We start from the raw sequence: 13,254 nt of genomic DNA, 5'->3' as shown, positions 1-13,254 counted from the left end.
CTTCTTCAACCCCGCCAAACCACGCCCCCGCGAGCATCGCTGGTTCTGTTCGATGCCCTGCCAGGCATGGTTCGCGGCCCGCCATCGAAAGGGACTGACCATGCAGGGAACGACTGAGGAAGAACGCCTCGCCATCGCGCTGGTGATGAAGCGGCTGGGCCAGACGATGGACCGGATCGGCTGGGACAAGCGGCTCTGCGATCTCACGGCCGACGACGTCACAGTGCTGATCGAAGAGGTGCTCGATGGCTATGGCGCCGAGATGTCGCGCATCGCCGCCACGGCGGAGGTGCCGTTCTGATGCTGGACTACAATCACCGCCTCGGCATCGCCGAACGCGTCAATGCTTCCATCGATGCGGCGCTGATCGCCGAGCGCGAGGCCACGCCGCCCCGAACCTATCTCGGGGCATCCCGGCTGGGCCATGCCTGCGAGCGTGCCTTGCAGTTCGAATTTGCGGGTGCGCCCAAAGACGAAGGCGCGGATTTCGGCGGTCAGACGCTGCGGATCTTCGAGATCGGCCACCAGCTCGAGGATCTCGCCATCCGCTGGCTGCGCGCGGCCGGGCTCGACCTCTACACCCGCAAGGGCAATCGCCCCGAAGGCGAGCAGTTCGGCTTTTCCGTTGCGGGCGGGCGCATCCGGGGCCATGTCGACGGGATCATCGCCGCGGCACCTGCGCCGCTTGGCATAGGCGTTCCCGCGCTCTGGGAATGCAAGACCATGAACGCCAAGAACTGGCGGGCCTGCGTCAAGGATGGGGTCGCGCTCGCCAAGCCAGTCTATGCCGCGCAGATCGCGCTTTACCAAGCCTACATGGAAGGGGCGGTCCCGGGCATATCGGCCAATCCGGCGCTGTTCACCGCGATCAACAAGGACACGGCCGAACTGCACCACGAACTTGTGCCCTTCGATGCAGGGCTCGCGCAGCGCATGTCGGACCGGGGCGTACGGATCCTCCAGGCGACCGACGCGGGCGAGCTGCTGCCCCGTATCGCCACCAACCGCGACTTCTTCGAATGCCGCTTCTGTCCGTGGGCGGAGCGCTGCTGGGGGCTGCCCGGATGACCGAAGACAACATCATCCACTTCAGCCCATGGCAGGATTTCAACGACGCCCCGGCCGCTGAAGATCCCTTTGGCGTGGAGCCCGACCCGGCCCAGATCGCGACATTCCTCGATGTCGTGTTCGGCTGGTGCGAGGGCCAGATCCCGGTCCGAGGCTTTGTCGACATGGGGCAGGGCAAGGAGGGTCGGCCGCATAACGTCTGGATCGACGCTGATGCCACAGCAGCGGGCAAGCTTGTGACTTTCGCCAACTGGGCCTGGCGCGAAGGGGCCGCCGTCTATGTGATCCCCGGCACGGTCGCCGGGGCAGGGCAGGCCAAAGCCGCCGAAGTCCTGCAGATGCAGGCGCTGGTCGTCGATCTCGACGCGGGCGACATCCCCGCCAAGCTCGCCCATCTGCTGCGCCATCTGGGTCAACCCACACTGATCATCGAGAGCGGCGGGCGGACGCCCGAAGGTGCGGCCAAGCTGCATGTCTGGTGGAAGATGACCGAACCCGCCGAGGGGGCGGCGCTGGCCAGGCTTTGCCGTCTGCGGGGCGAGATTGCCCTGAAGGTTGGCGGCGACACGCATTTTCGGTCCGAGCACCAGCCGATCAGGGTGGCAGGCACTGTCTATCACAAGCATGGCAATCAGCGCCTGGTGCAAATCCGCGAGCACCATTCCGTCGAGGTCGATCTCGACGAGTTCGCAGAGCGCGTGGCCGAAATGCCGCCCTTGCCGGGGGCCGGGATGGTCGCCAGCGGCAGTGTCACCCCGGACAAGCCCCGCCTCGACGATGTGCTGGTGACCCCGGTGCGCGAGGGTGGCCAGGACGATTGGTCCCGCTTCGAAGGGGCATCGGCCGCGATCGGCCATTTCATCCGCATGGTCCACGAAGGCCGGATGTCGAAGGACGAGGGCTGGCAGGCGATCTGCGGCTACAACGCCGCCATGTTGCGGCCCTCCTGGCCGATCGAGCGCCTGCAGCGCGAGTCCGAGCGGCTCTGGGATCTGCATGTGCAGAAGAACGGTCCGGCGCTGGTCCGCCTCGATAGCGCAGCCCCTGCGCCCAGTGAAATGCCCACCTTCACGCTCGGCGCGCTGCTGGACGATGCAAGCCCGATGCCCGAGGACATCATCGCCCCCCGCGTGTTGACGCCGGGCGGCTTGCTGGTGCTGGGCGGCGCGCCCAAGGTCGGCAAGAGCGATCTGACGATCAGCTGGCTTGTCCACATGGCCGCCGGTCAGCCGTTCCTCGGCTTTACCCCGCCGCGCCCGTTGCGGGTGTTCTACCTGCAGGCCGAGATCCAGTATCACTACCTGCGCGAGCGGTTGGGCCAGATCGCGCTGCCTGCCAAGGTTCTGGCCGCCGCCCGCGACACATTCGTGGCGACGCCCAAGCTGAAGCTGCTGCTCGATACCGAAGGCAGCATGCGGGTGGCGCGCGCCATCCAGGCGGCCTTTCCGGATGCGGGCCCGGACATCATCTGCATCGACCCGATCCGCAACCTCTTCGACGGCGGCCCGGATGGTGGCGGCGAAAACGACAACACCGCCATGATGTTCTTTCTCAAGGACAGGGTCGAGGTGCTGCGGGATCACATCAACCCGGCCTGCGGCGTGATCCTGGTCCACCACACGCGAAAGCTGTCGAAGCAGCAGCTGAAGGATGATCCGTTCCTCGCCCTGTCGGGGGCCAGCGCGCTCCGGGGCTTCTACACATCCGGCCTGATCCTGCACCGGCCGGATGAGGACGCGCCGGAGCGAAAGCTCGAGATCGAGCTCAGGAATGGCCCCGCGCTGCCCTCGAAGCTGATCGACAAGGTCGGCGGCCAGTGGGTCGAGATCAACCCGATGAACGAGCGCCTGGTGCGGGCGGAGGTCGGGGCCCGCCACGACGCCGAGCGTGATCGCAAGCGCGATGTGATCCTGTCCATCCTTCTCGCAGAGGCGGCCGAGGGTCGGCTCTATACCGTCAACCAGTTCACCGAGGCCTTCGACAACACGGGCGGTCTGGGCGGCAAGGATGCCATCCGCGACCGGATCGCTGTGCAGGCCACCAAGGGCACCATCAAGTTCGTCCGCAACGCGGCGCCCTATGGCCTTGGGCCCTCACGCTCGCGCTTTGGCTACCTCTGCGTCGAGGGGATGGTCATGCCCTCGGGTGCCGAGGAGGTCGATCCGGAGACCGGCGAAGTCAGCCCCGCACACGTTGCGGTGCTGCCCACCCACTACAAATCGCCGCAGACCGGCGCGCTTCTCGAGGTCGAGAACCCGCATGTCTGGGTCTATCCGGAGGGGGAACGGCCATGATCACCCCCGGCACCTGCTTTGCGCGGCACTGCGCAGGGACCAGTTTGAACCAGATTGGGCGCGCTTCCGAGACTGCCTCGTCATCCTCACGCAGGACCACGCAGGGTTCCGTTGTGACCAGTTTCGACCCGCTTCCGAAACTGCCCCTGCAGGATTGCGCGGATGCCGCAACGGCTACGCTGCAATCAGATTGGGCGAGTTCCGCGAAATCCACACTGCCGAAACTGGAATTTCCATTGCCTGTCAGTGGTTTGATGACGGTTTCCAAAGTTGGGGTTGAAACCACCCCCTACGGGGGTGGGGGAGAACGCCGCAGGCGGGTTCTCCCTCGCCCACCCCCAGGGGTTTCGCGCGCGTGGCCTGTCGAGTGCCCGATCACCCGATCCGACAAGGGCAGCCCAGACCTTCCGCAACATTCACCCGACATCGCCTTCCACCGAGCAGCCAACCAGAAGAGGAGACCCCCCATGTCTGACCTGACATTTGCCACCCGCCCGCATGAGGCCATCCCCGATCTGCCGTCCTCCGTCCGGTCTGGCCGCACCCTGCTGGCCCTCGACCTTGGCACCACGACGGGATGGGCGCAGCACGGCGTTGATGGGCTGATCACCAGTGGCACCATCTCCTTCCGTCCCGGCCGCTACGACGGCGGTGGCATGCGCTATCTGCGGTTCACCAACTGGCTGGGTGAGCTGGACCGTCTGTCCGGGCCCATCGCATCCATCTGGTTCGAAGAGGTTCGTCGCCACGCAGCAACTGACGCCGCCCATGTCTATGGCGGGCTGATGGCCACACTGACCGCATGGGCCGAACTGCGGGGCGTGCCCTACGAGGGGGTGCCAGTCGGCACCATCAAGCGCCACGCCACTGGCAAGGGCAACGCCGACAAGGCGGCGATGATTGCCGCAGCCCGGGCGAGGGGGTTCAGCCCCGCCGATGACAACGAGGCTGACGCCATCGCGATCCTGTTCTGGGCGCTCGAGACCAAGGGGGGCCTGCAATGACCGGGATGCGTTTCGTACCGAAGGGCTATGGCGGCCGTCGTCGGAACCTCGATGAGGTCAAACGTGATGGCTGGCGCGAACAGGGCGTGCTGGCCGTCGCCCTGGACGATCACCGGCTGACCTGGCCCGAGCGGGAACTGGTGCGTCAGTTGGGCGAGAAGCTTTATGGCCCGGCCGCGAACGGGCGGGAGGTGCAGCGATGACCGTCTGGACCCCTGCGCTGGTCGAGGAACGGCTGGCCGAAGCTGCCTTCGTGTTGAAGCGTCTGCCCGAGCCCAGCAGGCAGGGCTACTTCAGCACCTGGCCTGCGGTCCTGCACAGCTTCGCCGACAAGGTGGGGCAGGAACCGAGGCCCATGCGCGTTCTGCCCTCGCCGCAGGCGATCAGCCGGATGGAGGAAACCCTGACCTGGACCGCCTGCCTCGAGCCCGTGGACGGTCGCATCGTCTGGATGAAAGCCCATGGCGAGCGGTGGAAGGAGATCTGCTGGTCCGCGGGGCTGCACCGGTCGGCGGCGCATCAGCACTGGCAATTCGGCCTCGCGGTGATCGCGCTCACCCTCAACAAGCGGCGGTTCAACCGCAACCTGTCGAAGCAGCGGGTGATCGAACTGGCCAGTGGCGCGTAACCCCGCGCGCCAGATAGAAAATTGTCCGCCGGACAGTTTTCGAAGGGACAGAAAGCCCTCTCCCGAGCTAGAAAGTTGATATGCTCGGGAGAGGAGCGCGCGGGGCAGGGGGCCACTGGCCTCCGGTATCCAGCGAGAGTCCGGTCGGGGTCCAGCTCCGGCGAACTGGCGGTTCCTTCCGGGCGATATTCGTATGCTGGCGGGCGAAGCGCGGCACATCGCCAGCGATAGGGCCGGATTTTTGGGAAGCCACCCAAAAGCCAGCGTCGCTTGAACCCGCCTGAAACACCGCAAAATCAAACCCTTGAAGCTGGACACCCCCGGTGGCCGTTGGACCCCGCACGGAGTCCAGTCTGGACCCCGGAGTCCGGAAGCCAGGGGTTTCCACCCTGATCCGAGGAATGACCCGCAGATGACGCTTAGCTTTGCCCCGGACCGCATCGAGACGTGGCCGCTGGCCAGGCTGCAGCCATACGCCCGCAATGCGAAGGCGCACGGGCCGGACCAGGTCGCGAAGATCGCCGCCAGCATGGCCGAGTTCGGCTGGACCGTGCCGTGCCTCGTCGGCGAAGACGGAGAGTTGATCGCGGGGCACGGGCGCGTGCTGGCCGCCACGCAGCTCGGGCTGACCGAAGCGCCGGTCATCCTGCTGGGCCATCTGACCGAGGCGCAGCGTCGGGCCTACCGGATCGCGGACAACAAGCTGACGGAACTCGGCACCTGGGACGAGGCGCTGCTGTCGGCCGAACTGAACGACCTGCTGGCCGAGGATTTCGACCTGTCGCTGGTCGGTTTCTCGGACGGCGAACTCGACAAGCTGCTGGCCTTCGTGCCGGAGGGGGACGGGGAAGAAGGTCGCGCCGGGGGCTCCGTGCCGCCGGTGACGATCCCCGAGCCGCCGCGCAATCCGGCGTCGCGCACCGGCGATCTCTGGATCCTTGGCGATCACCGGCTGCTCTGCGGGGACAGCACCAGCGCGGCGGACGTGCGCCGCCTGATGAATGGCGAGCGCGCGATCCTGTTCGCCACCGACCCGCCGTATCTGGTGGATTACGACGGCTCGAACCATCCGACCCGCAACAAGGATTGGTCTGAGTCCTATGGCACGACCTGGGACGACAGTTCGCAGGGGGCGGAGCTCTACGACGGGTTTATCGCGGCGGCCGTTGCCGAGGCGATCACCGAGGATGCGGCGTGGTATTGCTGGCATGCCTCGCGCCGCCAAGCGATGCTGGAAGCTTGCTGGGAGAAGGCCGGCGCTTTCGTCCATCAGCAGATCATCTGGGTGAAGGACCGCGGGGTTCTGACCCGGTCCCACTACCTCTGGAAGCACGAGCCCTGTTTCATGGGGTGGCGTCGGCCGAACCGCCCACCCAAGGTGGCGGAAGAAACCCTGCCATCGACATGGGCGCTGCCGAGTTTCGCCAAGGACGACCGGCCCGACCATCCGACGCCGAAACCGCTCGACGCCTTCGGCATCCCGATGCGCCAGCATGTTGCGCGCGGTGGGCTTTGCTACGAGCCGTTCTCAGGCTCCGGCTCGCAAATCATGGCGGGCGAAGCCAACGGCCGCCGCGTCTTCGCGATGGAAATCAGCTCGGCCTATGTCGATGTCGCCGTCGAGCGCTGGCAGGCCGAGACCGGCCGCGACGCGATCCTCGACGGAGATGGTCGGACCTTTGCACAGGTCAGAACCGAGCGGCTGGGCGAAGCCCCGGCCGCACCTGAAAACCAAACCGAAACCGCAGCGTGACATGCATGACCTGGCTTTACCTTCCTCCGGACGCGCTTCCGGAGCCGGAGACGCGTGCCTGTTCGGACTCTCGCTGTGCTCTGGCGCGGGCGGGCTTGACCTCGGGCTCACCATCGCCATCCCCGGATATCGTGCTGTGGGCCATGTCGAACGGGAAACCTTCGCCGCAGCCACGCTCGTGGCGCGGATGGAGGACGCGTCCCTGGATCGCGCGCCTGTCTGGGACGATGTTGCCACCTTTGACGGCCGCCCTTGGCGCGGCGCGGTGGATATCGTCACTGCGGGCTATCCGTGCCAGCCGTTCTCCGTCGCGGGCAAGCGCCGGGGTGCCGACGACCCGCGCCACCTCTGGCCGCATGTCGCTCGCATCATCGGCGAAATCAAACCGCCCTTCGTCTTCCTCGAAAATGTCGCCCATCATCTCCGCCTCGGCTTCCCCGAAGTCGCCAGCGGACTGGTCGGCATGGGCTACCGCCTTGCGGCAGGCCTGTTCACGGCGGCGGAAGTCGGCGCGCACCACAGGCGCGAGCGGCTCTTCGTCCTGGGCATCCGCGAAGGCGACGAGTTGGCCGACCCCGCGCGCCTGCTCTGGCACCCGGTCGAGTGGCGGGAACCGGACGGAACTGCTGCGCCTCTGGCCGACGCCCCGTGCCAGTGCGAACGAGAACCGGCAGACGAAGCCGACGCCCTCGCAGGAAGCGGGGCAGCACGGCATGAACCTCGCGACGACGGCCGCGCTCTGGCCGACGCCGATGGCGAACGATGGCTGCAAGCCGAGCGCGGGCAATCGCCGGACAGCGGACCTGACGCATTCGGCGGGGCTGTGGATGACGCCGACGGCGCGCGATCACAAGGACGGCGCGACGAGCTTGGCGAACACGCCGGTCAACGGCCTGCTTGGCCGCCAGGTCCTCACGACGCCGATGGCTGGGCGCGATACCTGCGATGCGCGCCGGACCTTGAACCCGCTGTTCGTCGAGGCGCTGATGGGCTGGCCCACCGGGTGGACCGGCTTCGCCTCTGTGGCAATGGCGTGGTCCCCCTGGTTGCAGCGCATGCGCTGCGAACTCTGGCAGCTGAACTGCTGGCCGATGGATGAGGTGGCGGCATGAAGCAGTCCCGCCTCATGTCGCTGGTCGAGTTCGTTGCCAACGTGATCGTCGGCTATGGCGTCGCCGTGGTCACGCAGATCCTGATTTTCCCGGTCTTCGGGCTGCACACGACGCTGGCCCAGAACCTGAAGATGGGCGCGGTGTTCACCGTGGTCAGCATCGCGCGGTCCTACGTCCTGCGGCGGCTGTTCGAAAGGTTCCGTTGACGTGATGCGGGACGATCATTTATCCTGGCGCTGCTGCGAATTTGGCCTCGGCCGAATTGAGTAAGCCAGCGGCTACTCTGACCTGAGGTCTTGTCCTGCAGGTTTCGCGGTCCGGCATGCGGAGCCACGGATCACCGGGCCTCGCGCGAGCAGGAGCTTCCAGCCGGGGAGCGTCCGTTACGGGCGTCGCGCATTCGCTTCTCACGAAGTCGAATGAAAGGACCCGTGTCATGGGATCTGTTAAACGTATCCGTCAAAGGAAGATGATGGCCCAAGGTGGCCGCTGCTACTATTGCGGCCTGCCGATGTGGGACGATGCTGTGGAAGCCGCAACTTCTCAACGAAACTACCAAACGAGGCGGACCCCAAAGGCGCTACGCTGCACCGCCGAGCATCTACACGCCCGCTCCGACGGTGGTAGCGACACGGATGAGAACATCGTTGCGGCCTGCTGGTACTGCAACAGCCAGCGCCATAAGCGGAAGTGCCCGCCCTCGCCCGAAGAGCATCGCGTGTATGTCCAGAAGCGCATGGCAGCCGGAAAGTGGCTGCTGGCGCAGGTGTCATTGGTCGGTCTCACAGCGACACTGACGAGGCCATCGTAGATACAGGCCGCCGCCCGGTCGGGGCGGCGGCGTAGCATTTCTGGCGTTGGGTCAGGCGGCGGGAAGCCTGTAGACCCGCCCGCGCCCCTCGATCTTCTCCGAGGTCACCTCGAGCCCGAGCTTCTTCTTCAGAGCACCGGCCATCGCGCCGCGAACCGCGTGCGACTGCCAGTCCGTCGCTGCCATGATCTCCTCGATTGTGGCGCCGTCCGGTGCCCGCAACATTTCAATCAGCGCTTCCTGCTTGGTGCCCTTCCGGCGCGGGGAAGATCTGGTGACGTTTTCGGCTGGTGTCGTGGTGGCATCGTGCTCGGTGATCCCGAGCATGCTCTGTGCCAGCGGCGTTGCGCGCAGGGTGATCGGGCCGCGCGCCTCGTCGTGCCGCCAGACGGTGTTGAGGTCGGTGGCGGGGATTTCCTCGATCAGCCCGAGCTTCAGAAGGCTCTTGCAGACATTGCCGACAGCGCCGCCCTTCAGCTTGGCGGTGATGGGAAAGACCGCGCCATCATCGCGCGCGCAGGCCGCCGAAAGGATGACCGCTTGGGTATCGGTCAGCTGGATCTGAGGCATAGGGTCGTCTCCGTTCTCGGGGCCGCGACTGCCGCTGCCCTCCTACGGCCCCAAGCCGCGCTGGGCGCACGGCGAGAGTTCTGGCGTTGCGGTTGGTCACTCGGCGTGTTCGCCCTCCTTGAAGGCGCTGTCGGTGATCTCGCGCAGCTTGGCGCGGTAGTGGTTCAGGGTGCCGACGTGCCCCCAATGGATCTCGTCGGGGCTGGTTTCGAAATGGTCGGCGCTGAGGGCAGCGAGGCGTGCCAGCATCGCGTCGATCTCGCATTTGGCGGCGATGAAGGCGTCGAGGGCTTTCTCGTTGGCGGTGGCGCGGCGGGTCATTCTGGTGGCTCCGTAGTGAGTTGCATCGTTTCGTTGGAGTGACGTTTGCTCCGTCCGCGCCGCTTATCAACTCGATAAGCGCATGATCTTGAATGATAATCGGAGCCGTCGATGCAGGGCATGAGCGAGCGCCAGTACGCCGCGCATGTCGGCCTGTCGCGGGGCGCGATCCAGAAGGCGAAGACGGCCGAACGGCTGGTCCTCTATCCCGATGGCAGCATCAACGCGGCCGCCAGCGACGCGCGGAGGGCGGAAACCACAGACCCGTCGAAGACGCGCAAGCCGCCCGAACCGAAGCTGAAGCCGGTGCCCGAGGCGGCCGTTGCTGCTGTCGGCGACACTTTGCGCGAACAGGGTCTGTCCGTCCCAGCCGTTGGCGGCGGCACAACCTACCTGCAGGCCAAGACCGCGAACGAGGTGCTGAAGGCGCAGGAGCGGCGGATCCGGCTGCAGAAGCTGAAGGGGGAGCTGATCGAGCGGGCCCGCGCGCTGTCGCTGGTGTTCCGGCTCGCGCGAGAGGTGCGGGACGCATGGGTCAATTGGCCCGCGCGGTCGTCGGCATTGATGGCGGCGGAACTGGGCGTCGAGCCAGCCACGATGCAGAAGGTCCTGGAAAAACATGTCCGTGCCCACCTCCACGAACTTGCCGAGGTCCGGCCTGACTTCCGGTGATGATGACAGCCTATCGGATTTCGACGGCGCAGCGGAGATCCTGCGCACCTGGGGCGCGGGGCTGACGCCAGACCCGGACCTGACAGTGTCGCAATGGGCGGACAAGCATCGGATGCTGTCGGGCCGCGCTTCGGCGGAACCGGGGCGATATCGGACGGCGCGCACGCCTTACATGCGCGAGATCATGGACCGGCTGTCGCCCGGCGACACGATGCAACGGATCGTGTTCATGAAAGCGGCACAGGTCGGGGCGACCGAGGCTGGCAACAACTGGATCGGCTTTGCCATCCACCAGGCACCGGGCCCGATGCTCGCGGTCCAGCCAACGGTGGAACTGGCCAAGCGCAACTCGCGCCAGCGGATCGACCCGCTGATCGACGAAAGCCCTGACCTGCGGGAGCGGGTCAAACCGGCCCGGTCCCGCGACGCGGGCAACACCATGCTGTCCAAGGAATTCGCGGGCGGCATCCTGATCATGACGGGCGCGAACTCGGCGGTCGGGCTGCGCTCGACCCCGGCGCGTTACATCTTCCTCGACGAGGTCGACGCCTATCCGGCCTCGGCCGACGAGGAAGGCGATCCCGTGACGCTGGCCGAGGCCCGGTCGCTGACCTTCGCCCACCGGCGCAAGGTGTTCCTGGTCTCGACGCCCACGATCCGGGGGCTGTCGCGCATTGAGCGGGAATACGAGGCCAGCGACCAGCGCCGGTTCTTCGTGCCGTGCCCGCATTGCGGCGCGATGCAATGGCTGAAGTTCGACCGGCTGCGCTGGGAGAAGGGCCGCCCGGAAACGGCGGAATACATCTGCGAGGGCTGTGAGGCGGCAATCGCGGAACACCACAAGACGGCCATGCTGGAGGGCGGCGAATGGCGGGCGACCGCCACGGCCGCCGATCCGACGACGGTCGGGTATCACCTCTCGGCGCTGTACTCGCCGATCGGCTGGCTGAGTTGGGAGCGGATCGTGCGGTCATGGGAAGCGGCCCAAGGATCGGACGAGGCGATCAAGGCGTTCCGCAACACGATCCTTGGCGAGACATGGGTCGAAACCGGGGAAGCCCCCGACTGGCAGCGGCTCTACGACCGGCGCGAGCGCTGGACATCCGGCACGGTGCCAGCGGGCGGGTTGTTCCTGACCGCCGGGGCCGATGTGCAGAAGGACCGGATCGAGGTCGACGTCTGGGCCTGGGGGCGTGGGCTGGAAAGCTGGCTGGTCGATCACGTCGTGATCGAGGGCGGGCCGGATCGGCACGACGCATGGTCGGAACTGACCGCGCTGCTGGACAGGTCCTGGCCGCATGAACGCGGCGCGCATCTGCGCATCGCGCGGCTTGCCATCGACACAGGCTATGAGGCCCCGGCGGTCTATTCGTGGTCGCGGGCACAAGGGTTTGGGCAGGTATCGCCGGTGAAAGGTGTCGAGGGGTTCAACCGTTCGAGCCCGGTATCGGGGCCGACATTTGTCGATGCGACCGAGGGCGGCAAACGTCTGCGGCGCGGGGCGCGTCTCTGGACCGTGGCGGTGTCGACCTTCAAGGCCGAGACCTATCGCTTCCTGCGGCTGGAACGGCCGACCGAGGAAGACATGGCCGAGGGTGCCGCGTTCCCGCCAGGATCGGTGCATCTGCCGCATTGGGTCGAGAACGAGTGGCTGAAGCAGTTCGTGGCCGAGCAGCTGGTGACGGTGCGCACGAAACGCGGCTTCGCCCGGCTGGAATGGCAGAAGCTCCGTGAGCGCAACGAGGCGCTGGACTGCCGGGTCTACGCCCGCGCTGCCGCCTGGATTGCGGGAGCGGACCGCTGGACCGACGAAAAATGGCGGGACCTCGAGGATCAACTCGGGGCCGCGCCGACAGAAATGGATGGCGCGGGACGGGTCAACCGCCCGCAGGCCGCACCCCAGGGAAAACGGCAGTCGGACTGGCTTGGCCGACGCGGAGGATGGTTCTGACATGGCAGACTGGACGGAAACCGAGCTCTCGGCGCTGCGCCGGGCCTATGCCAGCGGCACGACCCGGGTCAGCTATGACGGCAAGTCTGTCGACTACGGCTCGGCCGAGGATCTGCTCGCCCGCATCCGGACCATCGAACGCGCCATCGCGGGGACGACCCGACCTCTGCCGGTCGCCGGGCTGGCGGGCTTCTCGCGCGGGGATCGCTGATGTCGGCCAACTGGTTCGATCACGCTATCGCGACGATCGCGCCTCGGGCTGCCGCCCGTCGCGTGCTGGCGCGACAGGCATTCGAGACCCTGGCGCGGGGCTATGACGGGGCCGCAAAGGGCCGCCGCACGGACGGCTGGCGGGCGAGCGCGTCTTCGGCCGACACCGAGATCGGCGTCGCCGGGGCGCTGTTGCGCGACCGGATGCGCGATCTCGTGCGCAACAACCCGCATGCGGCCAAGGCCGTTGCGGTGCTGGTGAACAACATCGTGGGCAGCGGCATCATGCCCCGTGCCGCCAGCGGCGACGACAAGCTGGACCGAAAGGTCGACGCCCTGTTCACCCGCTGGACAGCGGATTGCGACGCCGATGGCCAGCTGGATTTCTACGGCCTGCAGACATTGATCTGCCGCGAAATGGTTGAGGCGGGCGAGGTTCTGGTGCGCCGCCGTCTTCGGCGATCCTCGGACGGACTGCCGGTGCCGCTGCAAGTGCAGGTGCTGGAGGCTGACTTCCTCGACGCCACGAAATCCGGCGCCCTCGGCGCGGGGCGGCTGGTGCAGGGGATCGAGTTCGACCCGGTCGGCAAGCGGCGGGCCTACTGGCTGCACGCCGAGCATCCGGGCGACGCCTATGGCGCCTTGCAGAACGGCTTGCAGAGCCGCCCGGTCCCGGCGAGTGAGATCGCCCATGTCTATGAAAAACAGCGCACGCAGGCCCGCGGGGTTCCCTGGGGCGCGCCGGTGATCCGGTCCTTGCGCGATCTCGACGACTATGAAGTGGCCGAACTGGTCCGCAAGAAGACCGAGGCCTGCGTCACCGCGATCGTCTTCGGCGACGACGAATCCCAGCAGGGCAT

Annotated in this window: 16 protein-coding genes and 1 pseudogene; 15 read left to right on the top strand and 2 right to left on the bottom strand. The window is 66.8% G+C overall.

Translation table 11 applies throughout. The features are described 5' to 3' along the window. Positions 1 to 100: 100 nt before the first annotated feature. The 11 genes and pseudogenes from G481_RS26045 (at position 101) to G481_RS27010 (ending at position 8,670) form a co-directional block, all read left to right on the top strand. A complete protein-coding gene (locus tag G481_RS26045; protein ID WP_154664658.1) occupies positions 101 to 301 on the top strand; it encodes a DUF6511 domain-containing protein in 201 nt (66 codons plus the stop codon). After that, a complete protein-coding gene (locus G481_RS0116940) occupies positions 301 to 1,068 on the top strand; it encodes a hypothetical protein (protein ID WP_028031069.1) in 768 nt (255 codons plus the stop codon). Before G481_RS26045 ends, G481_RS0116940 begins: the two co-directional genes overlap by 1 nt. After that, complete coding sequence (locus G481_RS0116935; protein WP_035026555.1) at positions 1,020 to 3,362, top strand: AAA family ATPase; 2,343 nt, start codon at positions 1,020 to 1,022, stop codon at positions 3,360 to 3,362. The genes G481_RS0116940 and G481_RS0116935 overlap by 49 nt, the downstream gene beginning before the upstream one ends. Positions 3,363 to 3,829: 467 nt before the next feature. Continuing rightward, positions 3,830 to 4,366, top strand: a complete 537-nt coding sequence (locus G481_RS0116930) for a hypothetical protein (RefSeq protein ID WP_028031067.1) — start codon at positions 3,830 to 3,832, stop codon at positions 4,364 to 4,366. After that, on the top strand, positions 4,363 to 4,569 hold the full coding sequence (locus tag G481_RS0116925; protein WP_028031066.1) for a hypothetical protein: 207 nt from the start codon (positions 4,363 to 4,365) through the stop codon (positions 4,567 to 4,569). Before G481_RS0116930 ends, G481_RS0116925 begins: the two co-directional genes overlap by 4 nt. Beyond that, entirely contained in the window at positions 4,566 to 4,994 is a 429-nt protein-coding gene (locus G481_RS0116920) for a DUF6362 family protein (RefSeq protein WP_028031065.1), read from the top strand. Before G481_RS0116925 ends, G481_RS0116920 begins: the two co-directional genes overlap by 4 nt. 412 nt (positions 4,995 to 5,406) lie before the next feature. Then, positions 5,407 to 6,747 carry a site-specific DNA-methyltransferase gene (locus G481_RS0116915; protein ID WP_028031064.1) on the top strand — a complete coding sequence of 447 codons (1,341 nt, stop codon included), beginning with the start codon at positions 5,407 to 5,409 and terminating at the stop codon, positions 6,745 to 6,747. Next, a pseudogene (locus G481_RS26775) lies at positions 6,662 to 7,255 on the top strand (DNA cytosine methyltransferase); the annotation flags it as partial. The gene G481_RS0116915 and the pseudogene G481_RS26775, both read left to right, overlap by 86 nt. Positions 7,256 to 7,460: 205 nt before the next feature. Next, positions 7,461 to 7,859: a hypothetical protein gene (locus G481_RS26770; RefSeq protein ID WP_028031062.1), complete on the top strand. Its 399-nt coding sequence runs from the start codon at positions 7,461 to 7,463 to the stop codon at positions 7,857 to 7,859. Next, a complete protein-coding gene (locus G481_RS0116900) occupies positions 7,856 to 8,065 on the top strand; it encodes a DUF7220 family protein (protein WP_028031061.1) in 210 nt (69 codons plus the stop codon). The genes G481_RS26770 and G481_RS0116900 overlap by 4 nt, the downstream gene beginning before the upstream one ends. Before the next feature lie 116 nt (positions 8,066 to 8,181). After that, positions 8,182 to 8,670: an HNH endonuclease gene (locus tag G481_RS27010; protein WP_394328601.1), complete on the top strand. Its 489-nt coding sequence runs from the start codon at positions 8,182 to 8,184 to the stop codon at positions 8,668 to 8,670. 51 nt (positions 8,671 to 8,721) lie between these two features. Here the strand turns inward: G481_RS27010 and G481_RS0116895 are convergent, their stop codons facing one another. Both G481_RS0116895 and G481_RS0116890 read right to left on the bottom strand, forming a co-directional pair. Next, positions 8,722 to 9,240: a DUF3489 domain-containing protein gene (locus G481_RS0116895; RefSeq protein WP_028031060.1), complete on the bottom strand. Its 519-nt coding sequence runs from the start codon at positions 9,238 to 9,240 to the stop codon at positions 8,722 to 8,724. A 96-nt stretch (positions 9,241 to 9,336) separates the two neighbouring features. Further along, positions 9,337 to 9,561, bottom strand: coding sequence for a hypothetical protein (locus G481_RS0116890; RefSeq protein WP_028031059.1), 225 nt, complete (start codon positions 9,559 to 9,561; stop codon positions 9,337 to 9,339). A 111-nt stretch (positions 9,562 to 9,672) separates the two neighbouring features. Here G481_RS0116890 and G481_RS0116885 point away from each other — a divergent pair, with 111 nt between their 5' ends. From G481_RS0116885 to G481_RS0116870, 4 genes are all read left to right on the top strand, one after another. Then, entirely contained in the window at positions 9,673 to 10,233 is a 561-nt protein-coding gene (locus G481_RS0116885) for a hypothetical protein (protein WP_028031058.1), read from the top strand. Further along, a complete protein-coding gene (locus G481_RS0116880; protein WP_028031057.1) occupies positions 10,181 to 12,184 on the top strand; it encodes a phage terminase large subunit family protein in 2,004 nt (667 codons plus the stop codon). The genes G481_RS0116885 and G481_RS0116880 overlap by 53 nt, the downstream gene beginning before the upstream one ends. A gap of 1 nt (position 12,185) precedes the next feature. Continuing rightward, a complete protein-coding gene (locus G481_RS0116875) occupies positions 12,186 to 12,395 on the top strand; it encodes a phage head-tail joining protein (RefSeq protein ID WP_028031038.1) in 210 nt (69 codons plus the stop codon). After that, the coding region (locus tag G481_RS0116870) for a phage portal protein (protein ID WP_035026536.1) at positions 12,395 to 13,254 on the top strand (860 nt) is incomplete at its 3' end. The genes G481_RS0116875 and G481_RS0116870, both read left to right, overlap by 1 nt.

The organism is Gemmobacter nectariphilus DSM 15620 (assembly GCF_000429765.1).
Lineage (GTDB): Bacteria > Pseudomonadota > Alphaproteobacteria > Rhodobacterales > Rhodobacteraceae > Wagnerdoeblera > Wagnerdoeblera nectariphila.
This window is presented reverse-complemented; position numbering and strand designations above follow the sequence as displayed.

Bases quoted from the DNA above. Each gene is read 5' to 3' on its own strand.
- G481_RS26045 (WP_154664658.1), top strand. From the start codon at position 101: ATGCAGGGAACGACTGAGGAAGAACGCCTCGCCATCGCGCTGGTGATG.
- G481_RS0116940 (WP_028031069.1), top strand. From the start codon at position 301: ATGCTGGACTACAATCACCGCCTCGGCATCGCCGAACGCGTCAATGCT.
- G481_RS0116935 (WP_035026555.1), top strand. From the start codon at position 1,020: ATGCCGCTTCTGTCCGTGGGCGGAGCGCTGCTGGGGGCTGCCCGGATG.
- G481_RS0116930 (WP_028031067.1), top strand. From the start codon at position 3,830: ATGTCTGACCTGACATTTGCCACCCGCCCGCATGAGGCCATCCCCGAT.
- G481_RS0116925 (WP_028031066.1), top strand. From the start codon at position 4,363: ATGACCGGGATGCGTTTCGTACCGAAGGGCTATGGCGGCCGTCGTCGG.
- G481_RS0116920 (WP_028031065.1), top strand. From the start codon at position 4,566: ATGACCGTCTGGACCCCTGCGCTGGTCGAGGAACGGCTGGCCGAAGCT.
- G481_RS0116915 (WP_028031064.1), top strand. From the start codon at position 5,407: ATGACGCTTAGCTTTGCCCCGGACCGCATCGAGACGTGGCCGCTGGCC.
- G481_RS26770 (WP_028031062.1), top strand. From the start codon at position 7,461: ATGAACCTCGCGACGACGGCCGCGCTCTGGCCGACGCCGATGGCGAAC.
- G481_RS0116900 (WP_028031061.1), top strand. From the start codon at position 7,856: ATGAAGCAGTCCCGCCTCATGTCGCTGGTCGAGTTCGTTGCCAACGTG.
- G481_RS27010 (WP_394328601.1), top strand. From the start codon at position 8,182: ATGCGGAGCCACGGATCACCGGGCCTCGCGCGAGCAGGAGCTTCCAGC.
- G481_RS0116895 (WP_028031060.1), bottom strand. From the start codon at position 9,240: ATGCCTCAGATCCAGCTGACCGATACCCAAGCGGTCATCCTTTCGGCG.
- G481_RS0116890 (WP_028031059.1), bottom strand. From the start codon at position 9,561: ATGACCCGCCGCGCCACCGCCAACGAGAAAGCCCTCGACGCCTTCATC.
- G481_RS0116885 (WP_028031058.1), top strand. From the start codon at position 9,673: ATGCAGGGCATGAGCGAGCGCCAGTACGCCGCGCATGTCGGCCTGTCG.
- G481_RS0116880 (WP_028031057.1), top strand. From the start codon at position 10,181: ATGTCCGTGCCCACCTCCACGAACTTGCCGAGGTCCGGCCTGACTTCC.
- G481_RS0116875 (WP_028031038.1), top strand. From the start codon at position 12,186: ATGGCAGACTGGACGGAAACCGAGCTCTCGGCGCTGCGCCGGGCCTAT.